Genomic DNA, 22,764 nt, shown 5'->3' on the forward strand with positions numbered 1-22,764 from the left:
ACGGATTCCATGTTGAAAATTTCTCCTGACGAAACCAGACTCATCACAAGGTATATTCATGAAATTTCAGGGATATTCCTTGATGAGAGCAAAAAATACCTCCTGGAAACCAGGTTGAATGCCATTGCTGAAGCAGAGGGCTGCCGTAGTTATCAGGATTTCTACACAAAAGCCAAGGCAGATGCCAGCAGAACCATTGAAAGAAAAATTATTGACGCTATCTCTACCAACGAAACCCTCTTTTTTCGTGATACCAACCCATTCCAACTGTTGCAGCACAAGATTTTACCAGAACTGATTGATGCCCGGACCCCCAAAGTACCGTCCATGAAAACCCCGCTCAAGGTATGGAGTGCCGCCAGTTCCACGGGTCAGGAACTTTATTCGGTCGCTATTGTCCTCAAGGAACTCCTCGGAGATCTGTCCAGGTACAATGTCAAGCTGCTCGGCACTGATATTTCGGATACGGCCATTGCGCAGGCCAGTAGCGGCAAGTACAACAAATTCGAAATAGAACGCGGCCTGGCCCGTGATAAATTGCAAAAATACTTCTCGTTAACCGGCCAGAGCTGGAAAATCAATGACCAGATCCGCTCCATGGTCAATTTCCGGAAACTCAACCTGATGCTGCCTTTTACCGGTCTGGGAAAATTCGACATTGTTCTGTGCAGAAATGTCGCCATTTATTTTTCCCAGGAAGACAGAAAAAAACTGTTCAACAAAATTGCCGATATCCTCGAACCGGACGGCTATCTGCTCATCGGGTCCACCGAATCCTTGACGGGAATCTGTCCCCGTTTTATACCTAAAAGACACCTTCGTTCCATCTTTTATCAGCTGAAATAATAGAAAAAATACTATACCGTTTGCATCAATTGACTCATCCCAATGGTACACTTATGAAGACAATGAGGATTCTGGTTACCGATGACGACCCGATTATCCGGAAATTATTTGCAAAGCGTTTACGTCAGGAAGGCTACCAGGTTACCCTGGCCCCTGACGGCAGCGAAGCGGCCCGGCTTCTTGATGCCATGCCTTTTGACATCCTGATCACCGACCTGGTCATGCCCGGAGGTATTGATGGTATTGCATTGCTCAAAAGAGCCAAAGAAATCAGTCTTGATATCGAGGTGATTGTCATTACGGCTCACTCTTCCATCGACACGGCTGTGGACGCCATGAAAAAAGGGGCTGTGGATTATCTTGAAAAACCGATTCATTTCGACGAACTATTCCTCCGCTTGGATAAGATCCGGGAAATCAAATCATTGCAGAAAAGCGCTGACGATCTCAGAGAAGCAATACAGGTCACTGAAAACTCTGCTGCCCAGACTATTCAGGAATTGGAGATGATTAACAGTAACCTATTGATAAAAATAGATGAAATGGAAGAAATTCTCACCGATTTCAGCCAGAATGCAGAGGCGCGTATTGAAAGGGCGCTGAAAATACTTGAACCCAGGTGATTGTTTTGACAACAGAACAAAAGAACAAAAATATCGATGCGTTGACACGATTACAGCAGCTTGTCTCCGACCTGCGTGGTGATCATGGCTGTCCCTGGGATCGCCAACAGACGCCGATTTCCCTGAAGAAATATCTGCTGGAGGAATGCCGGGAACTGGCAGAAGCTATTGACATCGGCCATCCGGAACACATTCGTGAAGAGATTGGTGATGTCTTCTTTATTCTCATTATGCTGGCCGCCTGCTTTGAGGAGCAGCACCTTTTTTCCGCGGATGATGCCCTTGATGAGGTCATCGCAAAAATGATCCGCCGCCACCCCCACGTCTTTGCCGATGCCACTGTGACCGACGAAAAGACACTGCGATCCCAGTGGGAAAAAATCAAAGCACAAGAAAAAAAGCCCTACACCCGCGCCCCCCTCAAATAGCTTTTCCCTTGACAATTTTCCTTTTTTTCGACTAAAAAGAAAAGTTTGATTAATGTTAATTCTCAAACGAGGTATCTTGCTCTGAATCGAAGCGGGCTGGCAAATTGAACAGTAGATATCCAATTGATATCCTGAAGATAGAACTGACAGTGCCACTAAGAGTCGGAGAAACACAACCGTTTGCGAATGAACACCGATAATTACCTTCTCGCTCTCACCACCAGGACAGAAGCGAGGGCCACTTTGACCACGAGGAGGATACATGCGTCATTACGAGACTACCTACATTCTTCGCCCTAATTTAGGAGAAGAGCAATTCACTGAAATCATTAACCGCACCAATGCCATCGTCACCGATGCCGGTGGCGTCATCATCAGCCTTGACCGCTGGGGCATCAAACGTCTGGCCTACGAGATCAACAAGGAAGTTCAAGGATACTATGTGTACATGAACTACGCTTCCACCGGAGATGTGGTCAAGGAGATCGAGCGTATCTTCAGAATCGACGACCGGGCTCTCCGCTTCCTGACCATCAAACTTGGCGATTCAATGACGGCCGAATCCATCGAAGCCGAAAAACAGAGGATAGCTGAAAAAGCTGCCGCCCTTGAAGCGGCCCGGGCCGCGGGTGAGGAAACTGATGATCTGGAGCACGATTCGGACGATGATACGGATGACGATACGGACGACGATTCGGATGACAAATAAGCCAACGAACGAATCACTGGACATACATAAGGAGTAACACCATGGCACCACCGAAAAAAGTTTTCTCAAGGCGACGGGTCTGTCGGTTCTGTACCGATAAAGAAATGGGTATTGACTACAAGGATCCGAGGACCCTTAGAGGCTTGGTGACCGAGCGGGGCAAAATTATCCCCCGGCGGATTTTTGGTACCTGTTCAAAGCATCAGCGACAATTGACAGAAGCTGTCAAACGTTCACGCCAACTGGCGCTGCTGCCATACATGGGTCCGACCCAGTTTTAACATTCAAACAAAACATGCTACCTACCGGGGCCGGATGGAACCACGCTGAGTACCCTCCCGGCCAGTTGCTTCTTTTCAGTGCTTTTTTTTTCGTTCCGGCTTTGAGCCCAGTCTTCTTTGGCTGGACGAACGGACTGCTTGCCGTCCCTGTTTTCTACCTGTTGTTTACCAATGGATTCAAGTCAGGGTTCGCCCGGTTGAGGGTCAGCCTGCTGATTGCCGGATTGGGTGCATTACTGATCGGCCGGCTGGAGGTTTTTCTCTTTTCGCTCACCCTGATCCCCTTGGGATACACGTTGTTCAGAAGCGCAAATGCAGGAGAATCGGCAGCAACAAGTGGGGGCAAGGGAGTTGTTGTTCTTGCCTTGACATGGATACTGTTCTGGGCTGTCTACGGTGCAGCCACCGGTATCAGTCCCTACCGGCAGCTGCTCGATTCCCTGGATCAGGGATTTCGCCAGACCGTTGAGCTCTACGAATCGAGAGAGGCGGAAGTGCCCGGCGAGACACTGCATCAAGTGCAGCAGCTCACCGACGACATCAGAGAGATCATCCCGAGAATTCTGCCGGGAGTCCTTGCTTCCATCGTGGTGGTGACGGTGTGGATCAATCTGGCCTTCAGCAACATCATGGCGCACCGCCTGGGTGATGTTCCACCGCCATGGGGAAAGTATTCAACCTGGAAACTGCCTGATCAACTCCTCTGGGTGGCGATTATCGCCGGTGCCGTCATGTTGCTGGGTCGTGGATTGCTGCAATTCGCCGGCAGCTGGGTGTTGATGCTCGCTGGTCTTTTATATTTTTTTCAGGGCCTGGCGGTATGTATCGCCCTCATGGAACGATGGAAGGTTCCTGTATATGTGCGGATCCTTCTTTATTTTATCCTTGTTATCCAAACATACGGGATACTCCTCCTCGCCTTTGTAGGCGTTGCAGACGTCTGGTTTAATTTCAGGCGCCCCAGGGAAGAACCATGAACACCAGGACGCGACAGGTACGGACACAGTGACGAAATCGCACATTCCGCCCCAGAATACTGAAACACGTTCGCATACGTTCATCGGCTGCAATTGACAGAATCACCAGAGACACAAAGAAGGATATTTCAATGGACATCATATTAAAAGAAACAATCGAAACCCTTGGCCAGGAAGGCGATGTTGTCAAAGTCAGGCCGGGATACGCGCGAAATTTTCTCATCCCGAAACAAAAAGCCGTCCAGGTCAGCAAGGCATCTCTCGCCAATCTCGAACGGGAGAAACAGCTCATAGCCTCCAGGTTGGCGGAACAGAAAAAACAAGCCGAAAAACTGGCAGCGAAACTGCATGACAAGGTCGTCACCATTGCCAAACGCGTTGGGGATGAAAACAGATTGTTCGGCTCGGTCACATCCGCCGACATCGCCGCCGCATTGCAGGAGGCTGGTACCGATGTCGACAGAAAGACCATAGTTCTGACCGACGCCATCAAGGCCATTGGTGAATACAAAGTAGCCGTCAAAACCGGTTATCAAACCACCGCCACCATATTGGTTCAGGTTGTCCCGGAAGATATGACACCGATCCAGTAGCAGCAGGATGGCAGCCGGGAGCCGGTTGTCAATCTGCTCCAAAAACATCTTGCCGCGCTTCGTCCGCCCCTGGGGTCTTTTTCCGCCAGAGGGCTGTGCAAAATACCGCTGCCTTTTCTGTTCACAGGAAAGGCAGCGGTATTTTGCGCGTGTCATTCAGGAACAGCGCAGGTATAGTGAAAGCCATGCAAACAGCAGGTCCCCCACCACCAATACCAATGTGCGCGATTACAGAACCTGAGACAACAGACAGGCACAAAACCCGTAATCAGGTACATACCAACTCCTAGCTATGCACCCCTCTTCATCGCATCCGCCACCAGCGATCAAAATGCTTCCGCCACAGAATATCGAAGCGGAACAGGCAGTGCTTGGCACCATACTTCTTCAGGAAAAGGCCCTCCTGAAAATCGTTGAACTGCTGACACCGGGTGATTTTTACCGGGATGCCCACAAGACGATCTATGCGGCTATGCTGACATTGTTCGAAAAACGCGAACCGCATGATCTGATCACTGTCACCGGTCTGCTCAATGATCGCAACAAACTTGAGGAAATAGGCGGTGCAGCGTATTTGGCCTCCCTGACCGACATCATCCCTTTCACCGGGACACTGGTCCATCATGCCATTATTATTAGAAAAAAATCGATACTTCGTCGACTGATCAAGACCACTTCCGAAGTAGCCGCCCGTTGTTACGACACCCAGGATGATATCGAATCGCTGGTTGATGAAGCGGAGAAAAGTATTTTTGAAATCGCCCATTCAAACAAAAGGCAAGGATTTCAGCCCATGTCCGCCATTGTGCCCAAGGCCTTTGACCGGATCACCACGCTCTTCAACAGACCGGAACATATCACCGGTGTAGCCACCGGATATGATGACCTCGACCGGCTGACCGCCGGGTTGCAACCAGCTGAACTTATCATTCTCGCCGCCCGCCCATCCATGGGCAAGACCGCCTTGGCCATGAATCTGGTGCAGCATGCCGCGCTGATCAATAAAGTCCCGGTGGCGGTTTTCAGCCTGGAGATGTCCATGGAAGCCCTGGCCTTGCGGATGCTCTGCTCCGTTGGCCGGATCGATTCGCAGCGGATCCGCACCGGAAAACTCCACGACAATGACTGGCCGAAACTGACCCGGGCCACAGGTATGTTGACCGATGCGCCCATTTATATAGATGATACCGCCGGCCTGACAGTGCTGGAAATGCGGGCCAAAGCCAGACGACTCAAATCCGAATTCGATCTTGGCTTCATTGTGGTCGACTACCTGCAGCTCATGCAGGGAAAAGCCGACTCCGAAAACCGGACGCAGGAAATTTCCGACATTTCCCGTTCGCTCAAAGCTATGGCCAAGGAACTCGATGTCCCGGTTCTGGCCCTTTCCCAGCTCAACCGCAGCCTGGAAAACCGAACCGACAAACGCCCCCAACTCGCCGACCTGCGCGAATCCGGCGCTATTGAACAGGATGCTGATGTCATCATGTTTATTTATCGCGACGAAGTCTACAACAGAGGCGAGGAAAACCCCAACCGTGGTCTGGCGGAACTCATTGTCGGCAAACAGCGCAACGGGCCCACCGGCATGATTAAGCTGACGTTCCTAGGCGAGTACACCACCTTTGAAAATCATACCAGTCGCACTCCCGCTGTTGAATATCTCCCTGAACAGGGCTTGACCGCGGATATGGATTTCAACTGAACACCTCCTGGCAGGTTCATCATCTTCCACCAACAGCACCTATCGTCATGGGAACCAACGACAAGTACGAATACAAAGCGATTGAGCAGAAATGGCAGCAACGCTGGGCTCAGGAAAAAACTGACAGAGCAACACATCGCACGGGCGGAAAGAAATACTACGTTCTGGAAATGTTTCCGTATCCTTCCGGCAGAATCCATATGGGCCATGTCCGTAATTATTCCATAGGGGATGTCGTTGCTCGCTATAAACGCATGCAGGGGTTCAATGTTCTCCATCCCATGGGCTGGGATGCTTTTGGCCTGCCCGCTGAGAACGCTGCTATGCAACGGGGCATTCACCCCGCCTCCTGGACCGATGAAAACATCGATTATATGCGCAACCAGCTCAAGGCCATGGGGCTGAGTTATGACTGGGACCGGGAACTGGCCACCTGCCGGCCCGATTATTATCGTTGGGAACAGCAGCTTTTTCTCGAAATGCTGGAAAAAGGCCTGATCTACCGCAAGGAAACAGTCGTCAACTGGTGTGACGATTGCCGTACCGTCCTGGCCCGAGAGCAGGTGGTGGATGGTGTCTGCTGGCGCTGTGACCAGCTTGTCCAACCCAAAACCATGCACGGCTGGTTCTTTAAAATAACCGCCTATGCCGAGGAACTGCTGGCCGACCTTGACATCCTGACAGGCTGGCCGGAAAAAGTGGTCACCATGCAGCGCAATTGGATCGGGAAAAGCACCGGTCTGGCCTGCGACTTCAAGGTGGAGAACAGTACCGAAAGTATCACCATCTTCACTACCCGGCCGGACACGATTTTCGGGGTGACGTTCATGTCCCTGGCTGTCGAGCATCCGCTCCTCAAGTCCTTAACCGCCGACACATCGCAGGAACAGGAGGTCAATGATTTTATTCGGGAAACCGTGCTGGCCAAACAGCGGGCAACCCCTGACCAGGAAACAGAAAAAATCGGCGTGTTCACCGGCCGCCACTGTATCAACCCTTTTACCGGTGAACGTATACCGATCTATGCCGCCAACTTTGTCCTGATGGAATACGGCACCGGTGCGGTTATGGCCGTACCGGCCCACGATCAGCGAGATTTCGAATTCGCCCGCGCTTACGGCCTGCCGGTGCGGGTTGTCGTTCAACCTCAGGACGAACAGCTCGATCCGGCCACCATGAGCATGGCCTGGGAAGGCCCGGGTATCCTGGCGGATTCAAGGCAATTTTCGGGAATGGACTCCACTGCGGCACAAGCGGCGATTATCGCCTTTGCCGAAGAAAAAAATTTCGGGGGCCCCCACATCACCTACCGGCTCCGGGACTGGGGCATCTCCAGGCAGCGATACTGGGGCGCACCCATACCAGTTATTCACTGCGGGACCTGTGGTATTGTGCCTGTACCGAAAAACCAGCTTCCGGTTCTGCTTCCCGGCACGGACCGGCCCGATGGCGACCACCGCCCGCTCCATCAGCAGGAAAAATTCTTTATGGTCAGCTGTCCGCGCTGTGGAGAAATGGCCCGGCGTGAAACCGACACCATGGACACCTTTGTCGAGTCTTCCTGGTATTTTGTTCGCTACACTAACCCCAGCCTGACCGACCACCCCATTGACGAAGAGGCCGCCCGATACTGGCTGCCGGTGGACCAGTATATCGGTGGGGTTGAGCACGCCATCCTCCATCTTCTGTATGCCCGCTTTTTCACTAAGATGCTCCGCGATCTCGGCTATCTCACCATTGATGAACCTTTCACCAATCTGCTGACCCAGGGCATGGTCATTAAAGATGGGGCCAAGATGTCAAAATCAAAGGGCAATGTGGTGGATCCCAACGATCTCATTGAGCGCTACGGTGCCGATACGGTCCGCCTTTTTTCCTTATTTGCCGCTCCTCCGGAACGTGATCTGGAATGGAATGCCCAAGGGGTTGAAGGGGCTTCACGTTTTCTCAACCGGGTCTACAGGCTGGTGCATCGGCATCTCGACTGCTTTCAAAACGTCGAACCCATCGACAGAGCCGATCTCAACGATGCCTCGCGAAAACTGCATCGCAAAACCCACCAGACCATTCAGCGGGTCACGGAAAGCATTGAGTCCAATTTTCATTTTAATACCGCCATCTCCGCAATCATGGAACTGGTCAACCTCACCGTTACGCTTACCGGCGAACAGGAAGACATGCATCCGGCGGCACTGAAAAAAGCTCTGGAAACCATTCTTACCCTGTTGTTTCCCATGGTCCCCCATTTCTGTGAGGAACTGTGGGAGGCATCAGGCCACCGCCACCTCCTCGGCAGTGCAGTCTGGCCCGACTACGACCGTGAAGCAGCTCGGGAAGAAGAGATTCTCATTGTTGTTCAGGTCAACGGCAAGGTGCGCGCCAGACTTTCCGTACCCGCGGGCACCGATGACCAGGCCCTGCAGCAGGCAGCGCTGGCTGACCAGAAAATCAGCCAGCTGCTGGAAAATAAAAAGCCGAAAAAAATCATTGTGGTTCAGGGGAAACTTGTTAATATCGTTGTCTAAATTTTATTCACGGCACCGGGACAAGCCAAAGACTGCCTGGCCCGGTCATTGAGGCTGGATTGGGTCGAAAGACCCGATCACGGGATACACAGGCCTCTTCGTCCTGAATCCGTGACGGCCCGACGCTTGTTTTGGTTATATTTTGCCGTAATCATCTTATATTTGTAGCGGAATCCTTGACAACACCTTTCACCAGCCGCCTTTCGGGGCCTTGGGGTCTTTTACTGACACCCGGTGCACGGTTACCGCCAGGGAACAACCTATGTAGGAACACCATGCTGAAAACTGAAAAAATCGGATTAGGTGTCGTTGTGCTTGTCGCCCTTTTTCTCGGAGGATGCGGCTATTATTTCCCCCATATTTACTCCGGCCCGGCTCGGACTATTTACGTGCCGAACTGGGAAAACCGGACCAGTAAGCTGGGACTCGACAACGATGTCTACCAGTCCCTGGCCCGGTGGTTCCAGAAATCCGAAGCCTTACAGCTGACCAGGGAGCGACAGGGAGCTGACATGATTCTGGCAGGTGAAATCACATCCATCGACCTCCCCAGCGTCTCCTGGGCAAATGTCTCCACCGCCACCGACATCAAGGTGAGCCTGTATGTCCGTTATGTTCTCAAGGACCTGCAAACCGGAGACATCCTCTGGGAAGTGCCGAGAAAACTGTATACAGAAGATTTCAGTGCACGCGTCATCAGCACCGCTGCTGAAGACGCAGCCCTTGAGAGAATCATTGAAGACATGGCGGAAGAAATATATATCGGCACCCTGAACCGGTTGAGAAAACAACCTTCGCAGGCAACCACCCCCTGACCGTTCTTCCTGCTGCATCGCGGGTAGAATCTCCATCCAGCAACAAGGTCTTTTCATCTGGATCCAGGCGTGCCTTCAAATTGAACAGCAGGCAAGGAGTTCATACACCGAGGAGTGCATTTCACCCAGCAGTACATGTGCCTGCGCGACACCTGATCATCCGCTAGATACTGGCGAACGGCTCGCATCTTAACGGGCACTGCAGACCCCTCTGCAGCGCCCTTTTTTTCTCAAATTATGACGACACCCCTCCAATTCCAACCGCTGACCATCGGACCGCTTGTTCTGCCCACCCCCCTGATGCTCGCCCCTCTGGCCGGTTACACGGACCTTCCCTTTCGTCTACTCTGCCGGGAACACGGCGCTGCTCTCTGTTGCTCTGAAATGATCAGTTGCCATGGCCTCGTCTACGGCCAGAGGAATACCCTGGCCCTCCTCCATTCAGTCCACGAAGAACGCCCGCTGGCGATCCAGCTTTTTGGGGCCGACCCGGACCACATGGGTCAGGCCGCAAGCCTGATTTCCTCACGGCCCATTGACCTCATTGATCTCAACATGGGATGCCCGGTACGAAAAGTTGTCAAAAAAGGCAGCGGCGCGGCCTTGATGAAAGATCCGCGACGGGCAGCGGCAATCATCAGCGCGGTGCGCGCCAACACCAGGTTGCCGGTGACCGTGAAATTCCGCAGCGGCTGGAGTGAAGACACTATAAATGCCCCACAATTCGCGCGGATGGCCGAAAATGCAGGAGCCGCTGCGATCACCATCCATGCCCGTACCTGGGCACAGGGGTTTGGCGGTCAAGCTGACTGGCAGGTCATTCGCGCTGTGAAAGAGGCGGTCACTATTCCGGTTATCGGCAACGGTGATGTTCTCACCTATGGACAGGGGCTGGACATGATGGCGGCCACAGGCTGTGACGCGGTTATGGTGGGGCGGGGAGCCCTCGGCAACCCCTGGGTTTTTTCGCCACAGGGGCAGCCGGCAACCCTGACCGGACGATTACCCGTTATCATGCGCTACCTGGCCCTGTCCGGCCGCTATTTGAACAGAGAAGCGCTTCTCTTCCGGATCAAGAATCATACCTCCAGATTCCTGAACGGTCTGACCGGAGCAGCCAGGATCCGCGCAGCCATCCACCAGGCGGCAAGCCCGGATGAAATCGTCACCCTGCTGCACCGTTATCAAGACCTGGAGCGGTGAGCGTTTGCAAGCAGGCTCCGCAGAGCGGTGGGTGCAGGCGTATCAGGAAAAATTTTCTCCAATCATAAACCTGAATCCGTGACGTCTGAACGTGCACGGATCCAGGTTGGGAACCTGGCAGAGTCCTGGATCCGTGAGCGTTTGTCCGTGCGTCAACTTTGTTGTCCGTGGCCGTTCGATTAAAGTAAACTTTATCGGACGGTTACGGGCAATGAAGATGGCGTGCGGACGAACGCCCCGAAGGGCGGCGGGTGACGACTTGTTGCAAAGGAAATCGCCGCATTGACAACCTGTTTACAGTAAAATGTACTCCAAACAAGACTCCAGCCGTCACGGATTCAGGAGAGTACCTACGGACAACCCGGGGTTGCGCAGGATATGCCTGAGTGTCATTCATGGTTGACCCATTGCCGGTCTCTCACCCGGATCACTTTCCAGCTGCTCAATCCTCCGGTACAGGTCAACGGCAATTGCCTGGGCCTGATTCAACTCATCCCAGCTCATCGTGAGCATGAGATTGTTACGATACATGGCTGCAATGGTGTTGCCCCGGCTTGCCGCCAGTGAATACCAGGCATAGCCGCGAGCCCTGTCGGTGGCGGTACCTGTACCGGTTGCATGCATCAGACCGGCATTGGCCTGGGCCAGGACATCACCTCGCAAGGCTGCCTGTTCATAAAGTTCAAGGGCCTTCTGGTAGTCCCGTTCCCCTCCCAGCCCGTTGTAGAGGATGTAGGCAAGATCGTTTTTCGCGCCCACATGCCCCTGTTCCGCGGCCAGACCCAACCATTTTTTGGCCTCAATATAATTTTGCGGTACATACGTTCCCCTGAGATACGAACCACCGATAATATTGAGGGCTTCCGGTGACGTCCTGCCCTGCTCCGCAGCCTTCAGCAACCATTTGAAAGCGTTCCTCCGATCCGGATCACCTCCTTGTCCCCGATACAGCATGCCGCCGACGATGAATTGCGCCTCGGCATCACCCCGTTCCGCGGCTTGACGATACAGGCGAAGAGCCCGGGCGTGATTGAGCGGTTTTCCTCCGACCCCATAGTAATACCTATACCCCTCAACCGTCAAACGCAGTGCGGTCTCGTCGATCTCCTGACCATGACCGATGGCACAGGTCGCCAGGAAGCAGAAAAAGATCAACAGACGTTTCAACCTTTGCATGGGACTCTTCGCAGAAAGATTCAGGGGCAGCATGGTAGATCACCCAGGTATACCGCCACCTGAGTCCGTGACGCACAAACAAACGCTCACGGATCCAGGCCCCAGGGATTGGTTATGATTCAAGTGGTCAAGGTCCGGTAAATTTCCGGCATCCGGGCCGGCAGGCGGCTGATTTCATCAACAAAGATATAATTGACCGCCCCATACATATGGGCCATGTACTCATGGGCCGTGCGATCGATGGTAATGCAGAAGGGATGGACGCCTCTGGCTTTCGCTTCCAACAGAGCATGTCTGGTGTCCTCAATGGCATATTCTCCCTTGTACTCATCATAATCCTCCGGCTTGCCGTCAGACAGGACGATCAACAACCGTATCTTTGCCTCGACATCGGCAAACACCGAGGTCATGTGACGGATGGCGGGAGCCATACGGGTGTACTCCCTTGGCCCCATGGCACCAATCCGCTGGCGGACCTGCGGAGAATATCTCTCATCAAGACGCTTGACAGGATAGACTTCACAGCGCAGTCTTCGCATGCCTGAAAATCCATAAATGCCATACCGATCGTTGAGAGGTTCCATGGCCTCGCAGATCAGGACCAGAGCCTCCTTGATGGCCTGCCCAACCCAGCCGGACGTGGAGTTGGACATATCAACCAGAAAATAGACGGCGATATCCCGCTGATCTCGTGCCAAACGAATAAAAAGGCGGTCCGATGAAGGTCGTCCGGCCCGCATATCAGCAAGCGATTCCACCAGAGCGTCAAAATCGATGTCGCTCCCTTCCCGTTGTCTACGGACAAACCGTTCACTGGTTCGCATCATTTCAAACTGGTGCCGCAATCTGCGGATCTGTCCCCGGTACTGGTGCAGAGTCTGCTCAATGAATGTATTCTGCACCTGCGGAATTTCCTTTTCCTTAACCACGCACCAATTTTTCCGAAACCCCTTGCGACGGTAATCCCATTCATCATAGACCGCCGGACCCATGCTTTCCTGGCCTGCATCGGCCTCTGTGGCCTGACGGAGAGCAAACCCATGTCCTGCCCGGCCAACAGCACTGGAGATGTACTCCTCCGGCATGGTGCCGAGGTCGCGACGGATCTCAGCAGCCAGTTGGGCCAATTCCTCATTGAGGAGAATATCTTCATTATCAATCCGCAGCGAAGGTGCAGGTGGCGCCTGGCGCTGCGCTTGCTTGTCGGTGTCGACAATCAGGGCAAGATCCTGTCCCTGCTGACTGCTCTGGTTTTGCCCGCCCTCTGGCTCTTCCGCATCTGCCGGCACCATTGCTCTATGATGCTCAATATGGGCGGTCAACGCTTTGATGAACCTGTTTTCCCGTTCCTGCCGCTGCCTGATCAGGGCGAGCCAGGCGTCCTGCAAGCGGAGGGTTCCCTGGAAAACAAGCGGGGTGGTTCCGGTCCAGTCATTCTCGTCCTCAAGCTGCGGTATCAACTCTTTGACCGCCTCAATGCTGTCCTGATTATCCGCATCCCGGCTCTGAGAGTGGCGGACCAGGTCCACAGCCCGATCAACAACCCGGTCGGTTCCTCGAATGGGCCAGTTGTCCCGCAGCAACCCCCTTTGCAGGAGATCCAGCAGGCTCACGGCCTCTGCCGCATCTTCCGCCAGCGGCAACCTGGGCAGCAGAGCTGCCGCTTCACGCATCAATCCCGGCAGTTCGTCGGCGAGGAAGGTCAGCATCCGCCCGGTTTCAAAAAAATGATACAGACTCCGGGCACGAGACGGGCAGGAAAAACTGGAAAAAAACTGTTCCAAAGGGTGTGTCAGTGCATCGCCCGCCGGTACAGTGGGAGGAGCAGTCAAAGTGCCCATGACCGTGGAAGCCCACTGAAAGGAAACCGTCAACTTGTAGAGGAGAAAATTTTGCTCATTATCGACAAACAGGTCGAGCACATCGGGCACAAAGATACATTCCGTATCGGTGGCGGCAAGGGAGGCGGCAACGAGGGGCATCTCACGACCGGCCAGACCGTTGACATAAGGCTGCAATCGGGAAAAGACATCAACGGCACGTAATCCGCCCTGACCACGCATTTGGCGGAAAAAATGTTGTTCAACGTCAGCCATGAACAGCTGTGCTCCGCGCAACCCCCCGGTTTCGTATCGGTCAAGCAGCGTATGGACCCACAGGGACAATTCTCCGGTGTCGAGATGACGGAGCGCGGGGCCGACAGCGGCCAGATAGGCGAAGCAAAGGGAATGCGACACCGGCCAGATTGCGGGAACCTGGGCGAGAATGTCATCGACTTGATCGTCCTGGCCGGCGCTAAGGCTGGCGAGAGCTTCCTCCACATCCCACTCGTTGGGCAAACTCGGTGCCACGAGCTGATAAAATCGAGTTTTTAGCTCCTCGTGATCCATGGGCATTAAAAAAGAGAGCTGACCATTTCATCAAGGGCGCCAAGAAGTTCACGGTCATCGGTCAGCGCCTCGCAGATAGCCGCTCGACAAGCGACCTGGACCGGAATGCCGCAGCCGATCAGTTTGCCGGCCTGGATCAACAGACGGGTGGAGGCACCTTCGGCCAGTCCGGAATCCTTGAGTCCTCGCGTCATACCAGCCAGTTTAACCAGAAGCCGGGCCACTTCATGCTCCAGATTTCCCTCTCTGCAGACGATCTCAACCTCCTTTTCAAGTTCCGGATAGGTAAAGGACAAAGCAACAAAGCGTTGCCGGGTGGAGGCCTTGAGGTCCTTGAGAACGCTCTGATACCCAGGGTTATAGGAGACCGCCAACATAAATTCCGAAGGGGCGGTGAGCAGTTCACCTCTCTTTTCAATGGGCAATTCCCGCCGATCGTCAGCCAGGGGATGGATGATCACCGTGGTATCTTTGCGTGCTTCGACAATTTCGTCAAGATAACAGATAGCCCCTGCCCTGACGGCCATGGTGAGAGGGCCGTCAGTCCACACTGCCTCACCTGAGCGAATCAGGTACCGGCCAACCAGATCACTGGTCGACAGATCGTCGTGACAGGACACCGTAACCAGAGGCCGTTGCAGACGCCAGGCCAGATATTGCATAAACCGGGTCTTGCCACAACCGGTCGGTCCCTTGAGCAGCAGAGGCATACCCTGGTCATATGCGGCCTTGGCAATGGCAACCTCGTCTCCGGTGGCGAGATAATAGGGTTCCTGTTCTATCAGGTGCTCATCGATGCGTAAGAGTTTTCCTGGCATATGATTCTCCATTTATAAAAGACATAAATTTAACTGTAAGACCGGGGTGCTGTCTTGACAAGTCTTAGCCCTGAATCCGTGACGGCTCCTTTTAGGATATATCTTGCTGAAATTATAGTATACTTGTAGCATCATCCTTGATGATAACTTTCACCAGCCACCCTTCGGGACGGATCCAGAATGGCTCAAGCGATCACAGAAGGGCGACAAACATTGCAGGTGCGCGACTCGTGATTGCCAGGTAATTGCTATCGAGTCAATTTCATTTGCTTATTGCACAAACGAAAGGCCATGAGTACATTTCTTCATCATAAACTTTTACCGAATGCAAGCGAGAGGTTGCCTATCCTGGTAACTGGAACCATGGAACCTTTACCAGCGAATAGGTCTAGCTGCTGAACATGACACCGGATGCGTCTCGTATTTCCTATGCTAATATGCTCTTGAATTCGTGACGGCTGGACGCTTGTTTTTGGTTTCATTTACAGCAATCAGGTTAAAAATAGGTTGATATTTTTGACAATTCTCCTTCACCAGCCGCCCTACGGGGCGTTCGTCCGCCCGCCACCTTCATTGCCCATACCCGTCCGATAAAATCTCCTTTCATCGAACGGCCACAAACAACGAAGCTGATGCACGGACGAATGCTCACGGATCCAGGATATTTTCATGTGTGTCGATCTGCATACCCACTCCATCTATTCCGACGGTACGCTCACTCCGGCGGAGTTGGTCGATATGGCTCTGCACAACAAATTGCGCGGACTGGCCCTCACTGACCACGATACGGTTGAAGGAGTGGCGGAAATCCAACAACTGGGACAACAGGTCGGCCTGACGGTTCTCACCGGACTTGAGATCTCCACAACTCTGCGGCAGCATACCCTGCATATTCTCGGGTACGGCATTGATCCAGGCCACCGGGAACTGCTGCAATGGCTTCTGCCTCTGCAAGAGGGACGAATCAATCGAAACAGAGCGATTCTGGGTAAGCTACAGAATCTTGGTATCAACATTTCCGCGTCTGAAGTCCGTACCCTTTCACGCTGCGGTCAAACCGGACGACCCCACTTTGCCAGGCTTTTGATCGCTAAAGGCGTAGTAGAGAGCTTTGACGCTGCCTTCCGCCTCTATCTTGGTCGAAACAAACCCGCCTGGGTAAGACGCTTCAGTTATTCGGCCGCTGAAACCATTGCCATGATCCACCGTGCCGGCGGTATTGCCGTGCTGGCTCATCCCGGCCAACTGGATCCGGAAATGAGGGTCCAGCCCTCTCTGATTCGGGAATTGACCCTGCGGGGACTCGATGGTCTGGAGGTGTATTATCCAACTCACTCAAAAAAAATGCGTAAGACGCTGAAGGCGGTGGCTAGAGAGTGCGGCCTGATCGCCACCGGTGGCAGTGATTATCACGGCGATACCCGACCTTTGAATCGTCTTGCAGGAACAACCACTGCTTTTTGTCCGCCTTTTTCAATCATAGAAGATATCCTTGCCTGCAAAGGCGGCAAAAACCTTGACCTGAATCAGTGACGGCTGGACGCTTATTTTTTATATATCATTGTAATTATTATACAATTACAGATAAACCCTTGACAATAACTAGCACCAGCCGCCCTTCGGGGCAGCCGTCCGCACGCCATTTTCATTGCCCGCAACCGTTTGATACAGGGTCTTTAATCATAGGGCTACGAACACCAAAACGGACCTGCGGACTAACACGTACCGTTCCAGGATCTCGCTTCTCGATGGTCACCAACAACATCAACACCCGCCAAGGAGGAGTGTTATGCATACCATTCTCATTGTCGATGACGAACCCAATTACCAGATCGTCCTGGCGGAACTGCTGAAGGATGAAGGCTACGAGGTCTTCACCGCCGACAGCGGCCTTGCCGGCCTGCCCATCGTCTACAGCGCCGATCTGGACCTCGTTCTTTCCGACATGAAAATGCCGGGAATGGATGGGATAGAATTTCTCAAAAAAATAAAAGAATTCAACAAAGAGCTTCCGGTCATCCTGATCACGGCCTACGCCGAAGTGGAAAAAGCGGTGGAGGCCATGCGACTCGGCGCTTTCACTTATCTGGCCAAACCCTTCTCCAATCAGCAACTACTAGCCAGTACCCAGAAAGCCATCGAACACTACGGTCTGATCCGGGAAATCCGCCGGTTACGGGACGAGGCCACACCGCGGTCGGGTTTCGGGGGCATGATCGGCAAAAGCGCCTCCATGCGGGCGGTGTATCAGTTGATCGAAAAAGTGGCTCCAGCCCCCTCCTCGGTGCTGATCACCGGTGAATCGGGAACCGGTAAGGAACTGGTGGCCCGGGCTATCCACAACCTCAGTCCTCGAAAAGACGCCCCATTCATCTCCGTCAACTGTGCCGCCCTTTCCGAACACCTGCTGGAAAGCGAGTTGTTCGGCCATGAAAAAGGTGCCTTTACCGACGCTGTCGCCATGCGCAAGGGCCGTTTTGAACTCGCCGACACTGGCACCCTCTTTCTCGATGAGATCGGCGAAATGCCGCCCCAGCTCCAGGCAAAACTGCTCCGGGTTTTACAGGAGAAGAGTTTCGAGCGTGTTGGCGGAACCGTCACCCAACAGGTTGATGTCCGTATTTTAGCCGCCACCAACAAGGACCTTAAGGATGAGGTCGACAAAGGGCATTTTCGTGAAGATTTGTACTACCGGCTCAATGTCATTCATATCCATCTCGCACCGTTACGCGAGCGGGTGGACGACATCCCGATACTGGTCACTCATTTCATTGAAAAAAACAGCAGAAATCTGGGAAAAAAGCTCGACATCTCACCGGAAGCGCTTCGCCTTCTGATCAGCCTGCCCTGGGAGGGTAATGTCCGTGAACTGGAAAACACCATTGAGCGTGCCGCTATCCTCTGCGAAGGTGACCGCATTGAACCGGAAGACGTGCAGCCCGATACAACTGATCTGGTCAGTGCCAACGAGTGGAGCGTCGCTCTGGAATTGCACCAGTTCATCCCCGAAAACCTGAGCCTGGCCGAGGTCCTCAATGGCATAGAGGAAAAGCTGGTGCGAAAAGCACTGGAAGACAATGGACATATCCAGGCAAGAGCCGCGGAACAACTGGGCATAACCAAGAGTCTGCTGCAGTACAAGATGAAGAAATACAAGCTGCAGCGCCGCAAACGGTGAGGCCGGCCTGTTCAGCAGTATTTACAGACTTGTTCCGGAAGGGGAATATCCACCGAGGCCCCACCCCAGTTGAGTTTTCTGCGGAGGATATTGAAATAACTTTTCCAGGGAGAACTGATGATCAAGAGGGGCTGGGGCGCCTTATTAACCAGCAGGTAATCGTTTTCCGTGATGGTCCACTGGAGCTCTCCGTCAACAATGACCTTCACCTCCCCGGCGGGGGCGAGCAGCTGCGTGGTGAGCTGATGCTGCGATCCGAGCAGCACGGATCTTGATTCCAGCATGAAAGGACAGATAGGAGTGACCACAACGGTATCGAGTTCGGCATGAACAACCGGACCGCCCGCAGAAAGGTTATAGGCGGTGGATCCGGTGGGAGTTGACATGATCAGGCCATCGGCCCGGTAGGTGGTCACATACTCCCTTCCCGCCCAGCAACGCAGACGGATCATCGCCTCGGTGCTTTTTTTGACGATGACCACCTCGTTGAGAGCGCGGACCGCACGGCTCTTTTTACCTGTAATCCCGTTTACATAGGCTGCGGCAAGCATGATACGTTTTTCCATGCGGACATCTTCCGCCAGCACTGCTTCCAGAGCCGGGTACATCTCATTAGCAGCGACTTCGGTCAAAAAGCCGAGATTGCCGAGGTTGACACCGAGAACCGGCAGCCGATGGGCGCAGGCCTCATCAGCGACATGGAGCAGGGTCCCATCGCCACCGAGCACAATCAGCATATCCATCGCCGGATCGATCCGGTTCAGCTCCGCCTTGATCCGTCGTTCAATCAGCCAGTCCGCCAACTCCCTGCCCTTCTGCTCGACCTCGGGACTTCCGGGCCGGGTAATGATCCCTGCATGGTCAACCTTCATTCCCTAACTCCCGTGAGCGTTTGGTTGCCGCGGCAACAGCCTCCATGACCTGACCTCGCAGGGCCCCCTTTTCCAGGACCCGCAACCCGGCGATGGTCGTTCCGCCAGGAGACGTCACCTTCCCTTTGAGGACCGCAGGGTGCTCACCTGTTGCCATGGCCAGCCTGGCAGTGCCAGCAACCGTTTGCAGGACCAGCTGTTCGGCAACGGGCCTGGGCAAGCCGACAAGGACACCTCCATCGATCATGGCCTCGACAATGGTAAGCAAATATCCGGGACCACTGCCACTCAGGCCGGTGACCGCGTCGAGATGATACTCTTCCACTTCGACACAGATGCCCACAGCCGAGAACATCGCAGCCGCAATGTCCCGATCTTCCTGTGTGGACCGAAGATCCGTACTGAAGGCCGACGCACCGGCCAGGACCAGGGCTGGAGTATTAGGCATGACCCGAATCAGCCGGACCGGGTGCTCCAGACCTTCAGCCAGGGTTTGCAACCGAACCCCAGCCATAACGGAAAGGACCAGGTGCTCACCGCTGAGCAGGGATCGGTACTGCCGCAAAACCACCTCGGCCAGCTGCGGTTTGACGGCCAGAACAATAACAGAGCAGGCGCTAGCGAAGGCTGCGGGCTCTTGCATACCGACAATCCCGTACCGGGTCTGCAGGTCATCCATGCGCCTTGAATCCGGCTCAATGACCAGCAGCCTGTCCGCAGCCACCAGACCGGCTTCGAGAAGACCGCGAATCAGGGCCTCGGCCATCTGGCCGCCGCCGATAAATCCGATTGTTTTGTCAAATAAGGCCATATCTCTCCTGGTTGGGATGGTGGATTGGTCCAGAGAAGCAATAGTAAGATGCAACCGCGCCTGGCTGATGGATGGTTTCAGCAGAAGTCCTCTACCCAGAGCTGAGACCATAAAAAAAACCGTCGGAAATGTTCCGACGGCTGCAGAGTATACGAAAAAAACAAAAAAACAGGGAGTGAAAAAGCTGCATCAACGCATAAACGATAGTGCCCTGGACAGTGCCTGTGACTGAGGTGCGGACGGATGCCCCGGAGGGCGGCTGTTGACCGGTATTGTCAAGGATTGTACAAAATTATAATCTAAGTACAGCAAGATATATCAACAACAAATTGCAGCCGTCACGGATTCAGGTATTATTCAGGCCGCCTGGGACACCAGTGAATCAGGTGCGGGGGCAAAGAATGGTGCAAGCCTATATCCGGCCGATTGGGTAGTTTGCACAACCTGGCGGAAAAGTGAATCCCCCCTTTTCTGGAAGGTGACATATTCCCAGCAGTCAGGATTGTCGGCAATGGTGCGCATGAGGCCAAGATGCAGTCCATGCCCGGAACGGTCTGCTATCACGTGCCCGAGGATCGGAGAGCCCAGCAGAGCCATATCACCGATAACATCCAGCACCTTATGGCGGATGAATTCGTCATCAAAACGCAAACCGTTTTCATTGAGAATGGAACGACGATCCCAGTGGATGGCGATCACATTGTCGAGGGTGCCGCCCAGGGCCAATCCATTCTGCCAGAGATATTCCACCTGCTCGACAAAACCAAAGGTCCGCGCAGAAGCGATTTCCTTGCTGAAACGCTCCCGGGTCACCTCCACCGAGTAGTGCTGCTCTCTGATCAGTGCATCATCGAAATGGATGCGGCCGGTTACCCGGAATCCGTCATGCGGTTCGATCCGGATGGATTTATCACCGACGGTATAATTGATCGGCCTGATCACACGCAGAATCCGGCGCAGGGTGCGCTGCCGCTGCCGTCCTCCGGTCTTCAGGATGTGTATGAAGGGACCTGCGCTGCCGTCCATGATGGGTACCTCATGGGAGTCCAGGTCCACTTCGGCGTTGTCAATACCGGATCCGCGTAAAGCGGCCATCAGATGCTCGGTGGTGGAGACACGATGGCGACCGTCACTTATGGTGGTGGCAAGGGTAGTATCAATCACCCTGTCTACCCGGGCAGGAATCACGGGTCTGTCGGCCAGATCTGAACGAAGAAAGCGGATACCGGTGTTGACCGGAGCTGGTTTGATGGTCAGGTTGACTGTTCTGCCTGTATGCAGACCAACGCCGCAACAACTGACAGGGCGTTTTAACGTATATTGATGCGGTTCAATCTGGGATGCCAGCATATGTTGTCCTGTCTGAAAAGGGAACAAGATCAAAAAAATGTCGTAAAAGTTGCAGATCTCTGTGCAAAAAACAATCCAGAAATTCAAGTTATTTCCCGCCGGGGAAAATGATTAAAAAAATTAAACTAATTCAAAATATTGCACCAGAGTCCGGTTGCACCTGTCCCGGCATATCCGCAGAGCAACTGTGTCAAAAAAACCACAAAAAAGGAAAGCCGCTGAAAATGTTGAAATTCTGACACACACCAGAGGCAGTTTTTTGTCACCGGCGGGCTTGCCAGGCCTTAACTGACGCCAGAAAACTTCGATCAAAATGCTGTTCTGTCGCCACCTGCATACGCAGGCCGAAAAGCGGCATCGTTATTTCCTCCACCCGACCGCTCAGTTTCACCAGGTCTTTTTCGGTGGTGATCAGCACCTCGGCCTCAGCCTGACATGCCCTGTTCAACAAGGCCCTCAGGATGGCGGGCGAGTATCGCTGGTGATCGGCAAACGGGTGAAAACCAACCAGCCGCAATCCCTGCCGCTCCAGCGTCCGGCGAAACCGTTCAGGCCGCGCGATGCCGCAGAAGGCAAAGCACCGCCGATCGATCAGCCCATCGGCGGCCGTGGGCTCGATGCTGCCGTCGGGCGCCACCTTGACCAACGTATGCGGTGCATATTCTGCCAGGGCAACGGGGATCTCGGCAAACCTGGTCCGGAGAAGTTCAGCAAACTTTCCTGCTCGTTCCCGGTTCTCCTCGTTGACCCCGGTGAGCAGAAAACCGGTGGCTCGCCGCAAGGCGGCAACCGGTTCCCGCAGTTCACCGCCGGGAAAGACCCGTGAGTTACCGGCAAGCCGATCCGCGTTGAAAAGGACAAGGTTGACATCGCGTACGACCTGCAGATGCTGAAATCCATCGTCAAGCAGGACAACATCGGCGCCCATTTCCAGGGCTTTCTGGGCCGGCAGCCTGCGGACGAGCCCTGTCAGCACAGGAACACCCGGCAGGGTTTCGGCTAAAAACCTCGGCTCGTCACCCGCCAGCTCGGCATTGAGCAACAGTTGCCGTCCATCTGAAACCAGGTTGACTCGACCCTGCGCTCTGCCGCCATACCCGCGACTGATGACCGCCGGCCGAAAGCCATGATCCTGCAGCAGCCGCGCCAGATGCTGAACCATCGGGGTTTTACCGGTGCCACCCATGGTCAGATTGCCGACACTGATCACCGGTGCCGCCAGATGGTGCGACTTGAAAATGCCCCGGCCATACATTTTCTCCCTGATCCGCATGGCAGCACCGTATAAGGGTGCCAGCGGACGCCCCAAGGCGTAATAAAAAAACTCGCTCTTCACTCCTACCCCTCTTTGTTCCAGGCCATGCAGTCGTGCATCTGTAAACAATGTCCTGAATCCGTGACGGCTGGACACTCACGGATCCAGGAACGAACGTGGATCGATTGACCGGAATCCGGAGCGGAAAC

20 protein-coding genes are annotated in these 22,764 nt (G+C 53.9%); 13 read left to right on the forward strand and 7 right to left on the reverse strand.

Annotated features, from left to right (window positions below):
• Positions 1 to 9 precede the first annotated feature (9 nt).
• The 11 genes from JWG43_RS08790 (at position 10) to dusB (ending at position 10,705) form a co-directional block, all read left to right on the forward strand.
• Positions 10 to 846 (forward strand): CheR family methyltransferase, encoded by an 837-nt coding sequence (locus tag JWG43_RS08790; RefSeq protein WP_205242543.1) that lies wholly within the window; start codon positions 10 to 12, stop codon positions 844 to 846.
• Between the two features lie 53 nt (positions 847 to 899).
• Positions 900 to 1,469, forward strand: coding sequence for a response regulator (locus JWG43_RS08795; protein ID WP_205242544.1), 570 nt, complete (start codon positions 900 to 902; stop codon positions 1,467 to 1,469).
• A gap of 5 nt (positions 1,470 to 1,474) precedes the next feature.
• Positions 1,475 to 1,897, forward strand: a complete 423-nt coding sequence (locus tag JWG43_RS08800; protein WP_205242545.1) for a MazG nucleotide pyrophosphohydrolase domain-containing protein — start codon at positions 1,475 to 1,477, stop codon at positions 1,895 to 1,897.
• 262 nt (positions 1,898 to 2,159) lie between these two features.
• Positions 2,160 to 2,606: a 30S ribosomal protein S6 gene (gene rpsF / locus JWG43_RS08805; RefSeq protein WP_205242546.1), complete on the forward strand. Its 447-nt coding sequence runs from the start codon at positions 2,160 to 2,162 to the stop codon at positions 2,604 to 2,606.
• Positions 2,607 to 2,647: 41 nt separating this feature from the next.
• Positions 2,648 to 2,887, forward strand: a complete 240-nt coding sequence (gene rpsR, locus JWG43_RS08810) for a 30S ribosomal protein S18 (RefSeq protein ID WP_205242547.1) — start codon at positions 2,648 to 2,650, stop codon at positions 2,885 to 2,887.
• A 14-nt stretch (positions 2,888 to 2,901) separates the two neighbouring features.
• Positions 2,902 to 3,864, forward strand: a complete 963-nt coding sequence (locus JWG43_RS08815; protein ID WP_205242548.1) for a DUF2232 domain-containing protein — start codon at positions 2,902 to 2,904, stop codon at positions 3,862 to 3,864.
• Between the two features lie 131 nt (positions 3,865 to 3,995).
• The gene (gene rplI / locus JWG43_RS08820) at positions 3,996 to 4,457 is read left to right on the forward strand and encodes a 50S ribosomal protein L9 (RefSeq protein ID WP_205242549.1); all 462 of its coding nucleotides are present in this window, start codon (positions 3,996 to 3,998) and stop codon (positions 4,455 to 4,457) included.
• A 331-nt stretch (positions 4,458 to 4,788) separates the two neighbouring features.
• Positions 4,789 to 6,162 (forward strand): replicative DNA helicase, encoded by a 1,374-nt coding sequence (dnaB, locus tag JWG43_RS08825; RefSeq protein WP_240193478.1) that lies wholly within the window; start codon positions 4,789 to 4,791, stop codon positions 6,160 to 6,162.
• A gap of 47 nt (positions 6,163 to 6,209) precedes the next feature.
• Entirely contained in the window at positions 6,210 to 8,687 is a 2,478-nt protein-coding gene (gene leuS / locus JWG43_RS08830) for a leucine--tRNA ligase (protein WP_205242551.1), read from the forward strand.
• 275 nt (positions 8,688 to 8,962) lie between these two features.
• On the forward strand, positions 8,963 to 9,502 hold the full coding sequence (gene lptE / locus JWG43_RS08835; protein WP_205242552.1) for an LPS assembly lipoprotein LptE: 540 nt from the start codon (positions 8,963 to 8,965) through the stop codon (positions 9,500 to 9,502).
• A gap of 237 nt (positions 9,503 to 9,739) precedes the next feature.
• A complete protein-coding gene (gene dusB, locus JWG43_RS08840; protein ID WP_205242553.1) occupies positions 9,740 to 10,705 on the forward strand; it encodes a tRNA dihydrouridine synthase DusB in 966 nt (321 codons plus the stop codon).
• A 393-nt stretch (positions 10,706 to 11,098) separates the two neighbouring features.
• Here dusB and JWG43_RS08845 read toward each other — a convergent pair whose 3' ends face one another.
• The 3 genes from JWG43_RS08845 to JWG43_RS08855 all read right to left on the reverse strand — a co-directional run bounded on the left by JWG43_RS08845 (position 11,099) and on the right by JWG43_RS08855 (position 15,089).
• The gene (locus JWG43_RS08845) at positions 11,099 to 11,881 is read right to left on the reverse strand and encodes a tetratricopeptide repeat protein (RefSeq protein ID WP_205242554.1); all 783 of its coding nucleotides are present in this window, start codon (positions 11,879 to 11,881) and stop codon (positions 11,099 to 11,101) included.
• A gap of 119 nt (positions 11,882 to 12,000) precedes the next feature.
• Complete coding sequence (locus JWG43_RS20045; RefSeq protein WP_205242555.1) at positions 12,001 to 14,232, reverse strand: VWA domain-containing protein; 2,232 nt, start codon at positions 14,230 to 14,232, stop codon at positions 12,001 to 12,003.
• A gap of 44 nt (positions 14,233 to 14,276) precedes the next feature.
• Positions 14,277 to 15,089 carry a CbbQ/NirQ/NorQ/GpvN family protein gene (locus tag JWG43_RS08855; RefSeq protein WP_205242556.1) on the reverse strand — a complete coding sequence of 271 codons (813 nt, stop codon included), beginning with the start codon at positions 15,087 to 15,089 and terminating at the stop codon, positions 14,277 to 14,279.
• Positions 15,090 to 15,758: 669 nt separating this feature from the next.
• Here JWG43_RS08855 and JWG43_RS08860 point away from each other — a divergent pair.
• Both JWG43_RS08860 and JWG43_RS08865 read left to right on the forward strand, forming a co-directional pair.
• Complete coding sequence (locus tag JWG43_RS08860) at positions 15,759 to 16,622, forward strand: PHP domain-containing protein (RefSeq protein ID WP_205242557.1); 864 nt, start codon at positions 15,759 to 15,761, stop codon at positions 16,620 to 16,622.
• 256 nt (positions 16,623 to 16,878) lie between these two features.
• Entirely contained in the window at positions 16,879 to 18,267 is a 1,389-nt protein-coding gene (locus JWG43_RS08865) for a sigma-54-dependent transcriptional regulator (RefSeq protein ID WP_205242558.1), read from the forward strand.
• An 11-nt stretch (positions 18,268 to 18,278) separates the two neighbouring features.
• Here JWG43_RS08865 and JWG43_RS08870 read toward each other — a convergent pair whose 3' ends face one another.
• The 4 genes from JWG43_RS08870 to lpxK all read right to left on the reverse strand — a co-directional run bounded on the left by JWG43_RS08870 (position 18,279) and on the right by lpxK (position 22,684).
• A complete protein-coding gene (locus JWG43_RS08870; protein ID WP_205242559.1) occupies positions 18,279 to 19,139 on the reverse strand; it encodes an NAD(+)/NADH kinase in 861 nt (286 codons plus the stop codon).
• A complete protein-coding gene (gene proC / locus JWG43_RS08875) occupies positions 19,129 to 19,950 on the reverse strand; it encodes a pyrroline-5-carboxylate reductase (protein WP_205242560.1) in 822 nt (273 codons plus the stop codon). Before proC ends, JWG43_RS08870 begins: the two co-directional genes overlap by 11 nt.
• Before the next feature lie 357 nt (positions 19,951 to 20,307).
• Positions 20,308 to 21,300, reverse strand: a complete 993-nt coding sequence (gene lpxC, locus JWG43_RS08880) for a UDP-3-O-acyl-N-acetylglucosamine deacetylase (protein ID WP_240193479.1) — start codon at positions 21,298 to 21,300, stop codon at positions 20,308 to 20,310.
• Positions 21,301 to 21,562: 262 nt separating this feature from the next.
• Positions 21,563 to 22,684, reverse strand: coding sequence for a tetraacyldisaccharide 4'-kinase (lpxK, locus tag JWG43_RS08885; protein ID WP_240193480.1), 1,122 nt, complete (start codon positions 22,682 to 22,684; stop codon positions 21,563 to 21,565).
• Positions 22,685 to 22,764: the final 80 nt, after the last annotated feature.

The organism is Desulfobulbus alkaliphilus (assembly GCF_016918545.1).
GTDB lineage: Bacteria > Desulfobacterota > Desulfobulbia > Desulfobulbales > Desulfobulbaceae > Desulfobulbus > Desulfobulbus alkaliphilus.